The sequence below is a fragment of the Hamadaea sp. NPDC051192 genome (genome assembly GCF_040682475.1).
Classification (GTDB): Bacteria; Actinomycetota; Actinomycetes; order Mycobacteriales; family Micromonosporaceae; genus Hamadaea; species Hamadaea flava.
In genome coordinates this window covers 1-17,606 of record NZ_JBFBAZ010000075.1, presented here as the reverse complement: position 1 = coordinate 17,606, position 17,606 = coordinate 1, and the positions used below count along the sequence as shown (strand labels likewise).

At 70.9% G+C, this 17,606-nt stretch carries 15 protein-coding genes; 14 read left to right on the top strand and 1 reads right to left on the bottom strand.

Annotated elements, in window-relative coordinates:
• Positions 1–48: 48 nt before the first annotated feature.
• From AB0M47_RS26850 to AB0M47_RS26810, 9 genes are read left to right on the top strand one after another with little or no spacing between them, the layout of a single operon-like run.
• The gene (locus AB0M47_RS26850) at positions 49–1,047 is read left to right on the top strand and encodes a Gfo/Idh/MocA family oxidoreductase (protein WP_363418864.1); all 999 of its coding nucleotides are present in this window, start codon (positions 49–51) and stop codon (positions 1,045–1,047) included.
• Complete coding sequence (locus AB0M47_RS26845; RefSeq protein ID WP_363418862.1) at positions 1,047–1,919, top strand: sugar phosphate isomerase/epimerase; 873 nt, start codon at positions 1,047–1,049, stop codon at positions 1,917–1,919. The genes AB0M47_RS26850 and AB0M47_RS26845 overlap by 1 nt, the downstream gene beginning before the upstream one ends.
• Positions 1,919–2,914 carry a 5-dehydro-2-deoxygluconokinase gene (iolC, locus tag AB0M47_RS26840; protein ID WP_363418860.1) on the top strand — a complete coding sequence of 332 codons (996 nt, stop codon included), beginning with the start codon at positions 1,919–1,921 and terminating at the stop codon, positions 2,912–2,914. The genes AB0M47_RS26845 and iolC overlap by 1 nt, the downstream gene beginning before the upstream one ends.
• Positions 2,907–3,779, top strand: coding sequence for an aldolase (locus AB0M47_RS26835; protein ID WP_363418858.1), 873 nt, complete (start codon positions 2,907–2,909; stop codon positions 3,777–3,779). Before iolC ends, AB0M47_RS26835 begins: the two co-directional genes overlap by 8 nt.
• A gap of 10 nt (positions 3,780–3,789) precedes the next feature.
• Positions 3,790–4,656, top strand: a complete 867-nt coding sequence (iolB, locus tag AB0M47_RS26830) for a 5-deoxy-glucuronate isomerase (RefSeq protein ID WP_363418856.1) — start codon at positions 3,790–3,792, stop codon at positions 4,654–4,656.
• On the top strand, positions 4,653–6,551 hold the full coding sequence (gene iolD / locus AB0M47_RS26825; protein WP_363418854.1) for a 3D-(3,5/4)-trihydroxycyclohexane-1,2-dione acylhydrolase (decyclizing): 1,899 nt from the start codon (positions 4,653–4,655) through the stop codon (positions 6,549–6,551). Before iolB ends, iolD begins: the two co-directional genes overlap by 4 nt.
• A gap of 8 nt (positions 6,552–6,559) precedes the next feature.
• Complete coding sequence (locus AB0M47_RS26820) at positions 6,560–8,056, top strand: CoA-acylating methylmalonate-semialdehyde dehydrogenase (protein ID WP_363418852.1); 1,497 nt, start codon at positions 6,560–6,562, stop codon at positions 8,054–8,056.
• A 36-nt stretch (positions 8,057–8,092) separates the two neighbouring features.
• The gene (locus tag AB0M47_RS26815) at positions 8,093–8,881 is read left to right on the top strand and encodes a GntR family transcriptional regulator (RefSeq protein WP_363418850.1); all 789 of its coding nucleotides are present in this window, start codon (positions 8,093–8,095) and stop codon (positions 8,879–8,881) included.
• A gap of 18 nt (positions 8,882–8,899) precedes the next feature.
• Positions 8,900–10,423 (top strand): alpha-N-arabinofuranosidase, encoded by a 1,524-nt coding sequence (locus AB0M47_RS26810; protein WP_363418848.1) that lies wholly within the window; start codon positions 8,900–8,902, stop codon positions 10,421–10,423.
• Positions 10,424–10,551: 128 nt separating this feature from the next.
• On the opposite strand, the gene AB0M47_RS26805 is transcribed toward AB0M47_RS26810, so the two are convergent.
• Positions 10,552–11,589: a LacI family DNA-binding transcriptional regulator gene (locus AB0M47_RS26805; RefSeq protein ID WP_363418846.1), complete on the bottom strand. Its 1,038-nt coding sequence runs from the start codon at positions 11,587–11,589 to the stop codon at positions 10,552–10,554.
• Between the two features lie 345 nt (positions 11,590–11,934).
• On the opposite strand from AB0M47_RS26805, the gene AB0M47_RS26800 reads away from it, so the two are divergent.
• The 5 genes from AB0M47_RS26800 to AB0M47_RS26780 are packed head-to-tail and all read left to right on the top strand — an operon-like array spanning position 11,935 to position 17,546.
• Positions 11,935–12,264 (top strand): L-rhamnose mutarotase, encoded by a 330-nt coding sequence (locus AB0M47_RS26800; RefSeq protein WP_253763294.1) that lies wholly within the window; start codon positions 11,935–11,937, stop codon positions 12,262–12,264.
• Positions 12,264–13,439 carry an L-rhamnose isomerase gene (gene rhaI, locus AB0M47_RS26795; RefSeq protein WP_363418844.1) on the top strand — a complete coding sequence of 392 codons (1,176 nt, stop codon included), beginning with the start codon at positions 12,264–12,266 and terminating at the stop codon, positions 13,437–13,439. The genes AB0M47_RS26800 and rhaI overlap by 1 nt, the downstream gene beginning before the upstream one ends.
• Complete coding sequence (locus AB0M47_RS26790; RefSeq protein WP_363418842.1) at positions 13,439–15,460, top strand: bifunctional aldolase/short-chain dehydrogenase; 2,022 nt, start codon at positions 13,439–13,441, stop codon at positions 15,458–15,460. Before rhaI ends, AB0M47_RS26790 begins: the two co-directional genes overlap by 1 nt.
• Positions 15,457–16,893: a rhamnulokinase family protein gene (locus tag AB0M47_RS26785; RefSeq protein ID WP_363418840.1), complete on the top strand. Its 1,437-nt coding sequence runs from the start codon at positions 15,457–15,459 to the stop codon at positions 16,891–16,893. The genes AB0M47_RS26790 and AB0M47_RS26785 overlap by 4 nt, the downstream gene beginning before the upstream one ends.
• Before the next feature lie 23 nt (positions 16,894–16,916).
• Positions 16,917–17,546: a DUF1961 family protein gene (locus AB0M47_RS26780; RefSeq protein ID WP_363418838.1), complete on the top strand. Its 630-nt coding sequence runs from the start codon at positions 16,917–16,919 to the stop codon at positions 17,544–17,546.
• The last annotated feature ends 60 nt before the right edge of the window (positions 17,547–17,606 follow it).

The window sequence follows — 17,606 nt, the reverse complement described above, 5'->3', positions numbered from 1 at the left end:
CGTTCGGAACCGGCGTCCGCTGGGCGTCGGCCGGGAAGGGAAATGCGCATGCGTATCGGGGTAGCCGGGGTCGGGCGGATCGGCGCTTTCCACGCCGAGACCCTGCGGAATCTGGCCGGCGTCGACCAACTGGTGCTGGCCGACGCGTACTCCGGCCGGGCCAAGGAAGTGGCCACATCGCTCGGCGCCGACTGGACCGAGACCGTCGACGACCTGCTCGCCTCCAACCTGGACGGTCTGGTCGTCGCGGTGGCGACCGACGCGCACGCCGACCTGATCCTGCGCGGCGTCGACCGCGACATCCCCGTGTTCTGCGAGAAGCCGGTCGCTCCCGACGCCGCGGGCACGCTGGCCGTCGTCGACCGGGTGGCCCGTTCGTCGGTGCCGGTGCAGATCGGCTTCCAGCGCCGCTTCGACGCCGGCTACACCGCCGCCCGGGAGGCAGTGGCCGCCGGCCGGCTCGGCTGGGTGCACACACTGCGCGGCGGCACACTGGACGCCGCTCCGCCGCCGGCGGCGTACATCCCGGTGTCCGGTGGCATCTTCCGCGATTGCAGCGTCCACGACTTCGACATCGTCCGGTGGGTCACCGGCCGCGAGGTGGTCGAGGTGTACGCCGCCGGCGCGAACCGGGGCGAGGACTTCTTCCGCGAGGCCGACGACGTCGACACCGCCGTAGCCGTCCTGACCTTCGACGACGGCGCCTTCGCCACCATCTCGGCCACCCGCTACAACGCCGCCGGTTACGACGTACGCCTCGACGTGCTCGGCTCGCAGGACAGCATCAGCGTCGGGCTCGACGACCGGCTGCCGCTGCGCTCGGCCGAACCAGGGGTCGGCTTCCCGGCCGGTACGCCGTATCCGGGGTTCATGGAGCGGTTCGAGGCGGCGTACCGGCGGGAGCTGGGCGCGTTCGCCGACATCGTCGCGGGCCGGGCGGAGGTCACCTGCTCGGTGTACGACGCCCTGGCGGCGTTCCGCATCGCCGAGGCGTGCGACCGGTCCCGCCGGGAGCACCGTCCAGTTCGGATCGAGGGAGGCAACTGATGACCATCGCGGACCGGATCGCCGGTGCGCCCATCTCCTGGGGCGTGTGCGAGGTGCCCGGCTGGGGCCACCAGATGGCGCCCGACCGGGTGCTCACCGAGATGCGCGACGTGGGACTCGCGGCGACCGAGTTCGGGCCGGACGGATTCCTGCCTGACGCGCCCGCCGACAAGGCCGATCTGCTGCGGCAGTTCGGGCTGCGGGCGGTCGGCGGGTTCGTGCCGGTCGTGCTGCACGACCCGGCGGTGGACGTGCTCGCCGCGGTCGCCCCGGCGCTGACCGCCTTCACCGCTGCCGCCGCGTCCACTCTCGTGCTCGCGGCCGACTCCGGCGCCACCGGCTACGACGGGCGGGTGGAGCTGGACGAGAAGGCCTGGCGGACGCTGCTGGACAACCTGGACCGCATCGCCGAGGCCGCGGCCGGCCGAGGCGTCACCGCGACGCTGCACCCGCACGTGGGCACGATCGTGGAACGCCGGGCCGACGTCGACCGGGTCCTCGACGGCAGCCGCATTCCGCTCTGCCTCGACACCGGCCACCTGCTCATCGGCGGGACCGATCCGGTCGCCCTCGCCGCCGCCGCGCCGGAACGGATCGCCCACACTCACCTCAAGGACGTCGACGACGCCCTGGCCGCCCGCGTACGCGCGGGGGAGCTGACCTACACCGACGCCGTCCGGGCCGGGATGTACCGGCCGCTGGGCCAGGGCGACATCGACATCGCCGCGATCGTGCGCGGGCTGGAGTCCGCCGGGTACACCGGCTGGTACGTCATGGAGCAGGACGCGATCCTGACCGCCGAGCCGCCGGCCGACGGCGGCCCGGTCGCCGACGTCCGGGCCAGCCTGGCCTTCCTCGGCGGAGCGGCCTGATGAGCCCACCGGCCGCGACGCCGCCCGAGGTGCGCGGACCGACTGAGCCGCCGTTCGAGGTCGTGACGATGGGCCGCATCGGGGTGGACGTCTATCCACTCCAGATCGGCGTGTCCCTGCGGAAGGTCACCAGCTTCGGCAAGTACCTCGGCGGCAGTTCCACCAACGTCGCGGTCGCGGCGGCCCGGCACGGACGGCGTGCCGCGGTGATCACCCGCACCGGCGCCGACCCGTTCGGCGAGTTCCTGCACGACGCCCTTGCCGGCTTCGGAGTGGACGATCGGTACGTCACCGCGGTTCCCGGTCTGCCGACGCCGGTCACGTTCTGCGAGATCTTCCCGCCCGACGACTTCCCGCTGTACTTCTACCGGGAGCCGAAGGCGCCGGACCTGGAGATCAACGAGGACGAACTCGACCTCGACGCGATCCGGGCGGCCGACCTGTTCTGGGTCACCACCACCGGGCTCAGCCAGGAGCCCAGCCGCTCGGCCACGCTCGCCGCGCTGAAGGCCCGGGGCAAGTCCGGGCTGACCGTGCTCGACCTGGACTACCGGCCGATGTTCTGGTCCTCCTCGGACGAGGCCCGGCACTGGATTCAGCAAGCCCTGCCACACGTGACGGTCGCGGTCGGCAACCTCGAGGAATGCGAGGTCGCGACCGGCGTACGCGATCCGATCGGGGCGGCGCAGGCCTTGCACGGCTTCGGCGTCGACCTCGCCGTCGTCAAGCAGGGGCCGGCCGGCGTACTGGGGTCCGACGGGAAGACCGAGGTGTCGGTGCCGCCGGTGCCGATCGAGGTCGTCAACGGGCTCGGCGCGGGCGACGGGTTCGGCGGCGCGCTGTGCCACGGACTGCTCGCCGGCTGGCCGCTGGAGCGGGTCCTGCGATTCGCCAACGCGGCCGGGGCCATCGTCGCCTCCCGTCTGGCCTGTTCCGACGCCATGCCCACGACCGACGAGGTCGAAGCCCTGCTGGGAGAGGCCACCGATGCTTGACGAGCAGTTCCGGGCCATTGTGGACGCCCGAATGCGGCAGCCCCAGGCCGTCGCCGAGCGCGCCGCGGCCCGGGTACGCCCGGCGTCGATGTTCAACGAGCACGGACGGCTCATGATCATCGCGGCCGATCATCCCGCCCGGGGCGCGCTGCGCGCCGGCGACCGGCCGACCGCCATGGGCAACCGCGTCGACCTGCTGGACCGCATCGCGCTCGCGCTGTCGCGTCCCGGCGTCAACGGCGTCCTCGGCACCGCCGACATCATCGAGGACCTGCTGTTGATGGGCGCGCTGGACGGCAAGGTCGTGATCGGTTCGATGAACCGGGGCGGGCTGGCCGGCACGGTCTTCGAGATCGACGACCGGTTCACCGGATACACCGCCGAGGTCATCGCCGCCATGGGGTACGAGGGCGGCAAGATGCTGATGCGCATCGATCCCGGCGATCCGGGCACGGTGGCCACGATGCAGGCGTGCTCGCAGGCCGTCACTGGACTGGCCGAGCAGCGGCTGATGGCCATGATCGAGCCGTTCATCTCGCATCGGGTCGACGGCCGCGTCCGCAACGAGCTGACCGCCGACGCGATGGTGCGTGCGGTCAGCGTCGCGGCCGGCATCGGCGCGACTTCGGCGTACTCGTGGCTGAAGATCCCGGTGGTCGAGGAGATGGAGCGCGTCGTGGCGGCCAGCACGCTGCCCGCGTTGATCCTCGGCGGCGAGGTGTCGGCCGACCAGGACGCCACCTTCGACAGCTGGCGCAAGGCGCTGGCCCTGCCGACCGTCTGCGGTCTGGTCGTGGGCCGGGCGCTGCTCTACCCGCCGGACGACGACGTCGCGGCGGCCGTCGACACCGCCGTGAGCCTGTGAGGGAGGCGAGATGAACGATCAGCACATCCCCGACGGGACCGGAGCCGAAGAGCCGTACCGGCTCGTGATCACGCCCGAACGGGCCGGGTGGGCGTACAGCGGACTGCGGGTGCTCGACCTCGCTCCGCGGCAGACCCACCAGTTCGAGACCGGCGACGAGGAGATGCTGGTTCTGCCCCTGTCGGGCGGCTGCGTCGTGCGCGCCGACGGCCAGGAGTACGCGGTCGACGGGCGGGCGAGCGTGTTCTCCCGCGTCACCGACTTCGTCTACCTGCCGTGCCGCACGGTCGCCGAGGTGACCTCGCTCGACGGCGGCCGGTACGCCCTGCCCAGCGCGCGGACCACCCGGCGGCTCGAGGTGCGCTACGGCGCGGCCGAGGACGTCCCGGTGGAACTGCGCGGCGCGGGGTCGGCCAGCCGTCAGGTGAACAACTTCTGCACCCCGGCGAGCTTCCCGACCGACAAGTTGATCGCGGTCGAGGTGCTCACCCCGGGCGGCAACTGGTCGTCGTATCCGCCGCACAAGCACGACGAGCACGGCGACGACGAACGGGAGCTGGAGGAGATCTACTACTTCGAAGTGGACCGGGAAGGACCCGGCTACCAGCGGGTCTACTCGTCCGGGCCGGACAAGCAGATCGACGTTCTCGCCGAGGTGCACAGCGGCGACGCGGTGGTGATCCCGTTCGGCTACCACGGACCGTCGATGGCGGCCCCCGGCTACGACCTGTACTACCTCAACGTCATGGCAGGCCCCGCCGCCGACCGCGAGTGGCTGTTCCGGGACGACCCCGAGCACGCCTGGATCCGAGACACCTGGGCGGCCGAGCCGGTCGACCCGCGACTGCCGCTGACCGGCGCAGGGAGGAAGCAATGAGTACGGCGAGTGCGGCGAGTGCGGCGAGCACGGCGACCCGGCGGCTCACCGTCGCCCAGGCGCTGGTGCGGTTCCTGGCCAACCAGCACACCGAACGGGACGGCCGGCGGCAGCGACTGATCGTCGGCTGCTTCGGCATCTTCGGCCACGGCAACGTCGCCGGCGTCGGCCAGGCGCTCCTGGAGGCCGGCGACGACCTGCGGTACTACCAGGCCCGCAACGAGCAGGCGATGGTGCACACCGCGGTCGGGTACGCGCGGATGACCAACCGGCTGTCGACGTTCGCCTGCACCACCTCGATCGGGCCGGGCGCGACCAACATGGTCACCGGGGCGGCGCTGGCCACCATCAACCGGATTCCGGTGCTGCTGCTGCCCGGCGACATCTTCGCCACGCGGGCGGCCAACCCGCTGCTGCAGGAGCTGGAGGACGGCCGCAGCTTCGACGTTTCGGTCAACGACTGCTTCAAGCCCGTGTCGGCGTACTGGGATCGGATCAACCGGCCCGAGCAGCTGATCTCCTCGGCGCTGGCGGCGATGCGGGTGCTGACCGATCCGGCGCAGACCGGTGCGGTCACGCTGGCCCTGCCGCAGGATGTACAGGCCGAGGCATACGACTTCCCCGAGGACTTCTTCGCCGAACGTGTGTGGCGCGTACGCCGCCCGGCGCCGGACGCCGAAACCCTCGCCGAAGCAGTCGAGTTGCTGCGTACGGCGAGCCGGCCGCTCATCGTCGCCGGGGGCGGCGTGATCTACTCCGAGGCGACCGAGGCGTTGCGGGAACTGGCCGAGGCGACCGGGATTCCGGTGGCCGAGACGCAGGCCGGCAAGGGCTCGCTGGCCTACGACCACCCCGCCGCGCTGGGCGCGGTCGGCGCGACCGGCACCCACGCCGCGAACGAGATCGCCCGCGACGCCGACGTCGTGGTCGGCGTCGGCACTCGGTGGAGCGACTTCACCACCGCCTCGCGCAGCCTGTTCGCCAACCCCGGAGTGCGGTTCGTCAACCTCAACGTGGCCGGGCTCGACGCGTACAAGCACGCCGGGCTGGCGCTGGTCGGCGACGCTCGGGAAGGGCTGACCGCGCTGCGGGGACAGCTCGGCGGCTGGTCGGTCGCGGAGGCGTACCGAGACGAGGTGCGCTCGCTGGCCGCCGCGTGGGACGACACGGTCAGCGCGGCGTACGCGGCGAACAATGCCCCGTTGCCCGCGCAGTCGGAGATCCTCGGCGTGGTGAACGAGGTCAGCGGCCCCCGCGACGTGGTCGTCTGCGCCGCCGGAAGCATGCCCGGCGACCTGCACAAACTGTGGCGTACGCGGGATCCCAAGGGGTACCACGTCGAGTACGGCTACTCGTGCATGGGCTACGAGATCGCCGGCGGCATCGGCGTCAAGATGGCCGACCCGAGCCGCGAGGTCTTCGTCATGGTCGGCGACGGCTCCTACCTCATGATGGCGCAGGAACTGGTCACCGCCGTCGCCGAAGGTGTGAAGCTCGTCGTTGTGCTCGTCCAGAACCACGGCTTCGCCTCGATCGGCGCGCTGTCGGAATCCCTTGGCTCGCAACGCTTCGGCACCCGCTACCGCTACCGCGACGGGCGTACCGGTCAGCTGGACGGCGACGTCCTGCCGGTCGACCTGGCGGCGAACGCGGCCAGCCTGGGCGCCGACGTGCTGCGCGCCACGGGGACGGCGGAGTTCCGTCGGTGCCTCCAGCAGGCGATCGCCTCTCCGCGTACCACCGTGGTCCACGTGGAGACCGACCCGCTGGCGCCCGCGCCCGACTCGCGGGCCTGGTGGGACGTGCCGGTGGCGCAGGTCGCCGAGCTGGAGTCGACCCGCACGGCCCGCGCCGATTACGAGATCCACAAGCGCGATCAGCGCACGTACCTGTGAGGACAGTCATGCGAACCATCGAGCACTGGATCAACGGCGCGGAGACCGCCGGATCCTCGACGCGCACCGCGCCGGTGTGGAACCCGGCGACCGGCCGGCAGCAGGCGGAGGTCCGGCTGGCCGAGAAGTCCGACGTGGACGCTGCCGTCCAGGCGGCGGCCACGGCCTTCGAGACCTGGCAGGACGTCTCGGTGGTACGCCGGGCGCGGGTGATGTTCGCGTTCCGCGAGCTGGTCAGCCGGCACGCCGACGAGCTGGCCCGGCTGGTCGCCGACGAGCACGGCAAGGTCGTCTCCGACGCGATGGGCGAGGTGATCCGCGGCCTGGAGGTCGTCGAGTACGCCTGCGGCATTCCGCAGCTGAGCAAGGGCGAATACTCCGACCAGGTGTCCGGGGGAGTGGACTCCTACTCGTTCCGGCAGCCGCTGGGCGTCGTCGCGGGCATCACGCCGTTCAACTTCCCGGTGATGGTTCCGATGTGGATGCATCCGATCGCGATCGCCACCGGCAACACGTTCGTGCTCAAGCCGAGTGAGCGCGACCCGTCGGCGGCCAACCTCATCGCCCGCCTGTACGCCGAGGCGGGGCTGCCCGACGGCGTCTTCAACGTCGTGCACGGCGACAAGACGGCCGTCGACGCGCTGCTCGACCATCCGCAGGTGGCCGCGGTCTCGTTCGTCGGGTCGACGCCCATCGCCCGGCAGGTCCACGAACGGGCGAGCCTGTCCGGCAAGCGCGTACAGGCGCTGGGCGGAGCCAAGAACCACGCGGTCGTGTTGCCCGACGCCGACCTCGACTTCGCCGCCGACCAGCTGATCGCGGCGGGCTTCGGCTCGGCCGGGCAGCGCTGCATGGCGATCTCCGCCGTCGTGGCGGTCGGCGCGGCCGGCGACCCGCTGGTGGCGAAGCTGCGCGAGCGGGCCGCCCAGATCGTCGTCGGACCGGGGCGCGACGAGACCTCGGAGATGGGCCCGGTCGTCACGGCCGAGGCGCGGCAGCGCATCCTGCGCGCGGTCGAGTCCGGAGTGGACGCCGGGGCGACGCTCGTGTCCGACGGCCGGGGCGTACGCGTCGAGGGGCACGAGGACGGCTTCTTCGTCGGCCCGTGCCTGTTCGACGACGTGGACGTGGAGATGGACGTCTACCGGGACGAGATCTTCGGCCCGGTGCTCGTCGTGCTGCGCGTGGACAACCTCGACGCGGCGATCGACCTGATCAACGCCAACGCGTACGGCAACGGCACCGCGGTGTTCACCGGCAGCGGCGAGGCGGCCCGCACCTTCCAGCGGCGCGTACGCGTCGGGATGATCGGGGTCAACGTGCCGATCCCGGTGCCGATGGCGTTCCACTCGTTCGGCGGGTGGAAGGACTCGCTGTTCGGCGACCGGCACATCCACGGACCGGAGGGGGTCGGCTTCTACACCCGGGCGAAGGTGGTCACCAGCCGGTGGCCGCACGTGGCGGAGGCGTCCAACGCCCACCTCAACTTCCCGACCGCCCAATGAAACCCATTTGTCATGTTGTCCGGCCATACTAATGATGTGAGTACTGTGACCACCATTGCCACCGCGCGCGGCCCTGCCGCGACCGACTCGCTGGCCGACCTCGTCGTCCTCGACAAGGCCAGCCCGGTGCCGCTCTACTTCCAGGTGGCACAGCAGCTGGAGGCGGCCGTCGAAGGCGGCAAGCTGCCGCCGGGCACCCGGCTGGACAACGAGATCGAGCTGGCCGACCAGCTCGGCGTCTCCCGGCCGACGATGCGCCGGGCGATGGAGTTCCTCGTCGACAAGGGCCTGATCGTGCGCCGCCGCGGGGTGGGCACCCGGGTGGTCCAGTCCCGCGTACGCCGTCCGCTGGAACTCACCAGCCTCTACGACGACCTGAAGAACGCCGGCCAGGAACCGACCACCACGGTGCTGTCCAACACGATCGAGCCCGCCACCGCCGCCGTCGCCGAGGCGCTCGGCCTGGCCGAAGGCACCCCCGTCGTGGTGGTCGTGCGGCTGCGCTCGGCGCGCAACCAGCCGCTGGCCCGCATGTGCAACTACCTGCCCGCCGCACTGCTGGAGATCAGCACCGAGGCGCTCGAATCGCAGGGGCTCTACCAGCTGATCCGGGCGGCCGGCGTACGCCTGCACGCGGCCACCCAGGTGATCGGCGCCCGCAACGCCACCGCCGCCGAGGCGCGGCTACTGGAGGAGAGCCGCGGCGCGGCGGTGCTCACCATGGAACGCGTCGCCTACGACGACCACGGCACCGCGGTCGAGTACGGCACCCACATCTACGCCGCCACCCGATACAGCTTCCAGCTGAGCCTGCTCACGGGCTGACACCACATTGGGAAGAAGATGACTCACGCCACCCCGCGTACCGCCCGATTCACCCTCGATCCCGCCTTCCGCGTCGCGCCGGTGTCCCGGCGTACCTTCGGCTCCTTCGTGGAGCACCTCGGCCGGTGTGTCTACACCGGAATCTTCGAGCCCGGGCATCCGGCCGCCGACGCCGACGGCCTGCGTACCGACGTGCTGGAACTGATCCGCGAACTCGGCGTCAGCACGGTGCGCTACCCCGGCGGCAACTTCGTGTCCGGCTACCGGTGGGAGGACGGCGTCGGCCCGGTCCAGGACCGGCCGACACGGCTCGACCTCGCCTGGCACAGCACCGAGCCCAACACCTTCGGGCTCGACGAGTTCATCCGCTGGACGGGCAAGGCCGGGCTGGAGCCGATGATGGCGGTCAACCTCGGCACCAGGGGCGTCCAGGAGGCGCTCGATCTGCTCGAGTACTGCAACATTCCGGGCGGCACGCGGCTGTCCGACCAGCGCGTGGCCAACGGTGCGAAGCAGCCCCACGGCGTACGCATGTGGTGCCTGGGCAACGAGATGGACGGCCAGTGGCAGATCGGCCACAAGAACGCCGACGAGTACGGCCGGCTCGCCGCCGAGACCGGCCGGGCGATGCGGATGATCGACGCGAATCTGGAACTGGTCGCCTGCGGCAGCAGCGGATCGAACATGCCGACGTTCGGGCAGTGGGAGGCGACCGTCCTCGACCACGCCTACGACGTCGTGGACTACGTGTCGTGCCACGCGTACTACGAGGAGAAGGACGGCGACCTCGGCGGTTTCCTGGCCAGCGCGGTCAACATGGAGAACTTCATCGCCGACGTCGTGTCGACCGCCGACCACGTACGCGCGAAGAAGCGCGCCAAGAAGCGCATCAACATCTCGTTCGACGAGTGGAACGTCTGGTACATGAGCCGGCTGCAGGACGAGTTCCCCAAGGACGAGTGGCCGGTGGCCCCCCGTCTGCTGGAGGACCACTACCACCTCGCCGACGCCGTGGTGGTGGGCAGCCTGCTGATCACGTTGCTGCGCAACAGCGACCGGGTCACCTCGGCCAGCCTCGCGCAGCTGGTCAACGTCATCGCCCCGATCATGACCGAGGCCGGCGGGCGGGCTTGGCGGCAGACCACGTTCCACCCGTTCGCCCAGGCCTCCCGGTACGCGATCGGCGACGTGCTGCGGGTCGAGCCCGTGTCGCCGACCTACGAGACCGCCGAGTACGGCGACGTCGACCTGCTGCAGGCGGTCGCCACCCACGACGAGCAGACCGGGGCCACGACGGTGTTCGCGGTCAACCGTTCGCAGGACGCGCCGTTGTCGCTGGAGGTCGACACGCGGGCGTTCGGGTCGGTGCGGCTGGCCGAGGCCACCACGCTCGCCGGCGACGACGCGTACGCCCGCAACACGGCCGAAGACCCGGACCGGGTGACGCCGCAGCCGAACGCGTCGGCAGCGGTCGACGGTGGAACGCTGCGGGTGTCGCTGCCGCCGGTGTCGTGGAACGTCATCCGGCTGGTCCGGTCCTAGGACCTACTTACGCGACCGGATCGCTGACCGCTCATAGTGGGCGGTGATCCGGCCGGTCCGGCTAGGACTTGGCGCGACTCCGGCTTGGGCTTGCGCGAGGAGTTCGCTAGGGCTTGGCGCGACTCCCGCTAGGACTTGGCGCGGCGAGCCCGGGTGCCGCTCACAGTGGACTGGCGCACGACGAGCTGCGGCTGGAACACCACGTGGCGGTGGCCGTGGCGCTCGGCGTCTTCGGCCTCCTCCAGCAGCAGTTCGGCGGCGGTGCGGCCGAGTTGCTCCCGGGGTTGCCGGACCGAGGTGAGCGGCACGGCCGCCGCGGCGGCGAAGTCGATGTCGTCGTAGCCGACCAGCGCCATGTCCTCCGGTACGCGCAGCCCGCCGGCGGTCAGGCCCTGCAAGGCCCCGAGGGCGAGCAGATCGTTCGCGCAGAAGATGGCGGTGGGCCGGGAATCGGCCGGCTGGGCGCAGATGCGCTCGGCGGCGTCCCGGCCCGCGGTCACCGACAGCGACCGCGTCTCGACGACCTGCAGCTCGGTGCCCGGGTACTCCTCGAGGGCGGCGGCCGCTCCGGCGTGCCGGTCCTCGACCTGCCGGATGGACGCGGGACCGCCCACGAAGGCGATACGGCGGTGGCCCTGGTCGGCGAGGTGCTGTGCGGCCAGCCGACCGCCGAGCAGGTCGTCGACGGCCACCGAGCAGCGGTTGGGCTGCCCCGTGCCGCGGTCGACGAGGACCACCGGGATGCCCCGGTCGATCAGTCGCTCCAGGCGTTCGTGGCGACCGTCGTCCACGGGGGTGATGAGCAGCCCGCGTACGCGTTGCTCCTCCAGCATCTCCAGATGCCGTTCCTCCCGGGACCGGTCCTCGCCGCTGTTGCAGACGATGAGCATGCCGTCGGCGTCCTCCACCGCGCCCTCGGCGCCCCGGACGACGTCGGTGAAGAACGGGTTGGACACGTCGAGGACGACGATCGCGACGGTCCGGCTCTGCCCGGCGCGCAGATGGCGGGCGGAGTCGTTGCGTACGTAGCCGAGTTGGCTGATCGCGTCGAGGACGCGCTTGCGAGTCTGCGGAGCGACCGCCTCCGGCCGGTTCAGCACGTTGCTGACCGTGCCCAGCGATACGCCCGCCAGCCGGGCGACCTCCTTGATGCTCGCTGCCGCCATCATCCCTCGCCTGATCCGTAGTCGCCGATGTTGAAACGTCTCACCCTTGTGGGCGGATCGTCAACCAGCCGTTCAGCGGCAACCGATGCCCGATCCTCGTTGATCATGGTGGATCCGGTCGCGCCACACCGCCGACACCACAGTTAACTCCATGATCAACGGGGCGGGCAACGGGGCGGGTTGGTGGGGGCCGCCATCCGAATGGATGGCGGCGAACCACTTGACGCGTTGGTGATCCGTCTCTACCGTTGCTGTCAGCCGATGGTGAAACGTTTCACGCGTTGGCCCGGCGCGGCGTGCCCATCGGACCACCCTCTGGCCCAACCGACCCCTGGGAGGCCCCGCGTGCGCCGGATCTGTTTCACCCTTCAAGTCAGACCCGAACGGCTGGAGGAGTACCGGCAGCGGCACGCCCACGTCTGGCCGGACATGCTGGCCGCGTTGCGCGACACCGGCTGGCACGACTACAGCCTGTTCCTGCGGGAAGACGGCCTGCTGGTGGGATACCTGCTCACCGACGACTTCGACGCCGCGCTCGCGGCGATGGACGCCACCGACGTCAACGCCCGATGGCAGGCGCAGATGGCCGAGTTCTTCGACTCCGGCCGGCCCGACCAGCACATGCGGGTGCTCACCGAGGTGTTCAATCTTGCCGATCAGCTGGGAGATGTGTGATGTCGGATCTCGCGCCGGAGACGGCTGCCCGGGTGTCGGTGGCGTTGCGAGCGCAGCGGATCGAGACCGCTTCGTGGGCGTACGCGAATTCGGGGACGCGGTTCAAAGTGTTCGCGCAGGAGGGCGTGCCGCGCGATCCGTACGAGAAGATCGCCGACGCCGCCGTGGTGCATCGGTTCACCGGGGTGGCCCCGTCGGTGGCGTTGCACATCCCGTGGGACAAGGTCGACGACTACGCCGACCTGGCCCGGCATGCCCGGGAGCTGGGTGTGGTGCTGGGGACGATCAACGCCAACGTGTTCCAGGACGACGACTACAAGCTGGGCAGCGTCACCAATCCCGACCCGGCGGTACGCCGTAAGGCGATCGAGCATCTGATCGAGTGCGTGGACATCATGGACGCCACCGGGTCGCGTGATCTGAAACTGTGGTTCTCCGATGGGACCAACTATCCCGGCCAGGACGATGTGCGTACGCGTCAGGGAAGACTGGCGGACGCGCTGACCGAGACCTATGCGCGGCTGGGTGACCAGCAGCGGATGTTGCTGGAGTACAAGCTGTTCGAGCCCGCGTTCTACATGACCGACGTGCCGGACTGGGGGACCGCCTACCTGCACTGTGTCGCGTTGGGTGACCGGGCGCAGGTGGTGATCGACACCGGGCACCACGCGCCGGGGACCAACATCGAGTTCATCGTGGCGATGCTGCTGCGTGCGCGCAAGCTGGGCGGATTCGACTTCAACTCCCGGTTCTACGCGGACGACGATCTGATGGTCGGGTCGGCCGATCCGTTCCAGCTGTTCCGGATCATGCACGAGATCGTGCTCGCGGACGAGCTGGACAAGGGGGTCGCGTTCATGCTGGACCAGTGCCACAACCTGGAACCCAAGATCCAGGCGGTGATCCGGTCGGTCCTCAACGTGCAGGAGGCCACCGCGAAAGCGCTGCTGGTCGATCATTCCGCGCTGAAAGCCGCGCAGGACGCCGGTGACGTGCTGGAGGCCAACGCGGTGCTGATGGACGCCTACAACACCGACGTCCGGCCGCTGCTGCGTGACCTGCGTGCGGACCTGGGCCTGGACCTGGACCCGATCGCGGCCTACAAACGCTCCGGGTACCTGGAGAAGGTCAAGGCCGAGCGCGTCGGCGGCACCCAAGCCGGGTGGGGCGCCTGATGGCGGCGAAGGACGATCTGATCGCCCGATCGCGGCGGCTGGGCGCCGATCCGCGCAACACCAATTACGCCGGCGGCAACACCTCGGCCAAGGGAACCGCTGACGACCCGGTGACCGGCGAGCCGGTGGAACTGTTGTGGGTCAAGGGTTCCGGCGGCGACCTCGGCACGTTGACCGAAGGCGGGCTGGCCGTGCTGCGGCTGGACCGGCTGCGCGCCCTCACCGGCGTCTACCCGGGTGTCGAGCGCGAGGACGAGATGGTGGCGCTGTTCGACTACTGCCTGCACGGGCGGGGTGGCGCGGCACCGAGCATCGACACCGCGATGCACGGCCTGGTCGACGCCGAGCACGTCGACCACCTGCACCCCGACGCCGGGATCGCCTTCGCGGCGGCGGCCGACGGCGAGGCGCTGACCAAGGAGTGCTTCGGCGACCGCGTCGTGTGGGTGCCCTGGCGACGGCCCGGTTTCCAGCTCGGCCTCGACATCGCCGCGATCAAGGCGGCGTACCCGCAGGCGATCGGGTGTGTCCTGGGTGGGCACGGCATCACCGCCTGGGGGTCCACGAGCGAGGAGTGCGAGCAACGGTCGCTGGAGATCATCGCCACCGCCCAGGCGTACATCGACGAGCGCGGCCGAGCCGAGCCGTTCGGCCCGGTCGACCACGAGCCGCTGCCCGAGGCCGAGCGCCGGGACCGGGCCGCCGCGCTCGCCCCGCTGATCCGCGGCCTCGCCTCGACGGACCGGCCGCAGGTCGGCCACTTCACCGACGACCCGGTCGTGCTGGACTTCCTCAGCCGCGCCCGGCATCCGGCGCTGGCCGCGCTGGGCACCTCCTGCCCGGACCATTTCCTGCGGACCAAGGTCCGGCCGCTGGTGCTGGACCTGCCGCCGACCGCGCCGTTCGACGACGTCGTGACCAGGCTGCGTGAGCTGCACGCCGAGTACCGCGCCGAGTACGCGAGCTATTACGACCGGCATGCCGAACCCGACTCACCTCCGATGCGTGGCGCGGACCCGGCGATCGTGCTCGTGCCGGGCGTCGGCATGTTCAGCTTCGGCCGTGACAAGCAGACCGCACGGGTCGCGAGCGAGTTCTACGTCAACGCCATCAACGTGATGCGCGGCGCGGAGGCGATCTCCCGCTACCAGCCGATCAGCGAATCGGAGAAGTTCCGCATCGAGTACTGGGCGCTCGAAGAGGCCAAACTCGCGCGCATGCCCAAGCCGAAACCCCTGGCCACGCGGGTCGCGTTCGTCACCGGCGGCGGATCGGGCATCGGCAAGGCCGTCGCGCTGCGGCTCGCGGCCGAAGGCGCGTGCGTGGTGGTCGCCGATCGCGACGGCGAAGCCGCCGCACAGGTCGCGGCTTCCCTGGGCCCAGACCTGGCGCTCGCGGTCACTGTCGACGTCACCGACGAGCAACTGGTACGCACAGCGCTGCGCCAGGCGTCCCTCGCTTTCGGTGGGGTGGACCTGATCGTCAACAACGCCGGCCTGTCGATCAGCAAATCGTTGCTGGACACCACGCTGGCCGACTGGGACGTGCAGCACGACGTCATGGCCCGGGGCTCGTTCCTGGTCGCCCGGGAAGCCGCCCGGATCATGATCGACCAGGGCATGGGGGGCGACATCGTCTACATCGCCAGCAAGAACTCCGTGTTCGCCGGGCCGAACAACGTCGCGTACGGGGCGGCCAAGGCCGACCAGGCGCATCAGGTGCGGTTGCTCGCCGCCGAACTCGGTGCGTTCGGCATCCGGGTCAACGGCGTCAACCCGGACGGCGTCGTACGCGGTTCGGGGATCTTCGCCTCCGGCTGGGGAGCCCAGCGTGCGGCGGTGTACGGCGTACCGGAGGAGCAGCTGGGGGAGTTCTACGCCCAGCGCACCCTGCTCAAGCGGGAGGTGCTGCCGGAGCACGTGGCCAACGCCGTGTTCGTGCTCGCCTCCGCCGAGCTGTCGCACACCACCGGTCTGCACGTGCCCGTCGACGCCGGGGTCGCCGCGGCCTTCCTGCGATGAGCGGCCCCTTCGGCAGTCCCGTCACGGTGGCGGCGGTCGACCTCGGCGCGGCCAGCGGCCGGGTGATGACCGGCGTGGCCGGCGACGGCGTACTGCGGCTGTCCGAGGCGGCCCGCTTTGCGAACGTGCCGGTCCGGGCGGGCGGCACGCTGCACTGGGACATCCTGCGGCTCTATCGGGGAGTCCTCGACGGGCTGCGGGCCGCCGGGCCGGTGGAGTCCATCGGCGTGGACTCGTGGGCCGTCGACTACGGACTGCTCGACGCCGACGGCCGGCTGCTGGGCAACCCGGTGCACTACCGCGACTCCCGGACCGACGGAGTCCCAGACCAGGTGCTGGGTCAGGTTCCCGCCGAGCGCCTGTACGCGACCACCGGGCTGCAGCTTCAGCCGTTCAACACGATCTTCCAGCTCGCCGCCGCCCGGGACAGCGCCCAGTTGGCGGCGGCGAAGACGCTGCTGCTGATCCCCGATCTGCTCGGCTATTGGCTGACCGGACAGATCGGGGCGGAGCGTACCAACGCGTCCACGACGCAGCTCCTCGACGTCCAATCGGGACAATGGTCGGCCGAGTTGGCTGCCTCGCTGGGTTTGCCAGTGCGGATCCTCCCGCCCCTTCGAGATCCGGGTACGCCGGTCGGCGTCCTCGATCCGCAGCTGGGGCTCGGCCCGGTTCCGGTGACGGCGGTCGGATCGCACGACACGGCGTCGGCGGTCGTCGGCGTACCCGCCGAGGGGGAGAACTTCGCCTACATCTCCTGCGGCACCTGGTCACTGGTCGGCGTCGAGCTGACCGCGCCGGTGCTGACCGCCGACAGCCGCAGGGCCAACTTCACCAACGAGGCCGGGGTGGACGGCACCGTCCGCTATCTGCGCAACGTCATGGGGCTGTGGCTGCTGCAGGAGTCGCTGCTTGCCTGGGGCGATCCCGACCTCGGCGACCTGTTACGGCAGGCGGCGGGCGTACCGGGGCTGCGGGCGGTGGTCGACGCCGGGGACGCCGTCTTCCTACCGCCCGGGGACATGCCCAGCCGGATCGCCGAGCAGTGCGTACGCCTCGGCCAGCGCCCGCCGGCGAGCCCGGCCGAGACCGTCCGGTGCATCCTGGACAGCCTCGCGCTCGCCCATCGGGCGGCGGTGCTGGACGCCCAGCGGCTGTCCGGCCGGGCGGTCGACGTCGTCCACGTCGTCGGCGGCGGCGCCCGCAACGAACTGCTCTGCCAGCTCACCGCCGACGCCTGCGACCTGCCGGTGCTGGCCGGTCCGGTGGAGGCGACCGCGTTGGGCAACGTGCTGGTGCAGGCCCGAGCCGTCGGCGGGAGCAGCGCCGGGCTGGCCGACCTGCGACAGCTGATCCGCGCGACCCACACCGTGCGGCGCTACGAGCCACGGGGCGACGCCGACCGGTGGCGGGCGGCAGCCGGACGCCTCTGAAATGTTTCACGTCTGGAGTGTCGATGGTCTACCACAACGCGTTGAGTTCGCCGGCCGACCTCGACGGCTTCCGGCTCGAAGGCGACGGGGCGCTGTCGTTCCCGAGGGGACGGCTGCGGCTGGAGAGCCTGCGTCCGCCCGACGACGGCCAGGACGCCAACATCGTGCTGTGGTGCCCGGCCGACTTCGGGCCGGACATCCAGATCGAGTGGGATTTCTGGCCGATCGGCGAGCCCGGGCTGTGCATCATGTTCTTCCACGCCCGGGGCCGGCGTGGTGAGGATCTGTTCGACCTCGCGCCCCGGACCGGCCCGTACCAGCAGTACCACCACGGCGACCTGGACGCGTACCACGTCTCCTATTTCCGTCGGATGTGGCCGTCGGAGCGGCGGCTGCACACCTGCAACCTGCGCAAGAGCTACGGGTTCCACCTGGTGGCGCAGGGACCCGATCCGTTGCCGGCGGCGCTGGACGCCCAGGGCCCGTACCCGATCCGGCTGACCGTACGCGGCGGCGAGATCGTCTTCGAGGTCGCCGACCTGGTCTCGTTCCGGTGGCGCGACGCGGATCCGCTGCCCGGCGGGAAGATCGGCTTCCGGCAGATGGCCCCGATGATCGGCGAGTACGCCAACCTCCGCGTCACCGACCTCTGACCGCTTCCCGACTGGATCAGGGTTCCGGGTCGAATCTTGCCTCAAGATTCGACCCGGAAC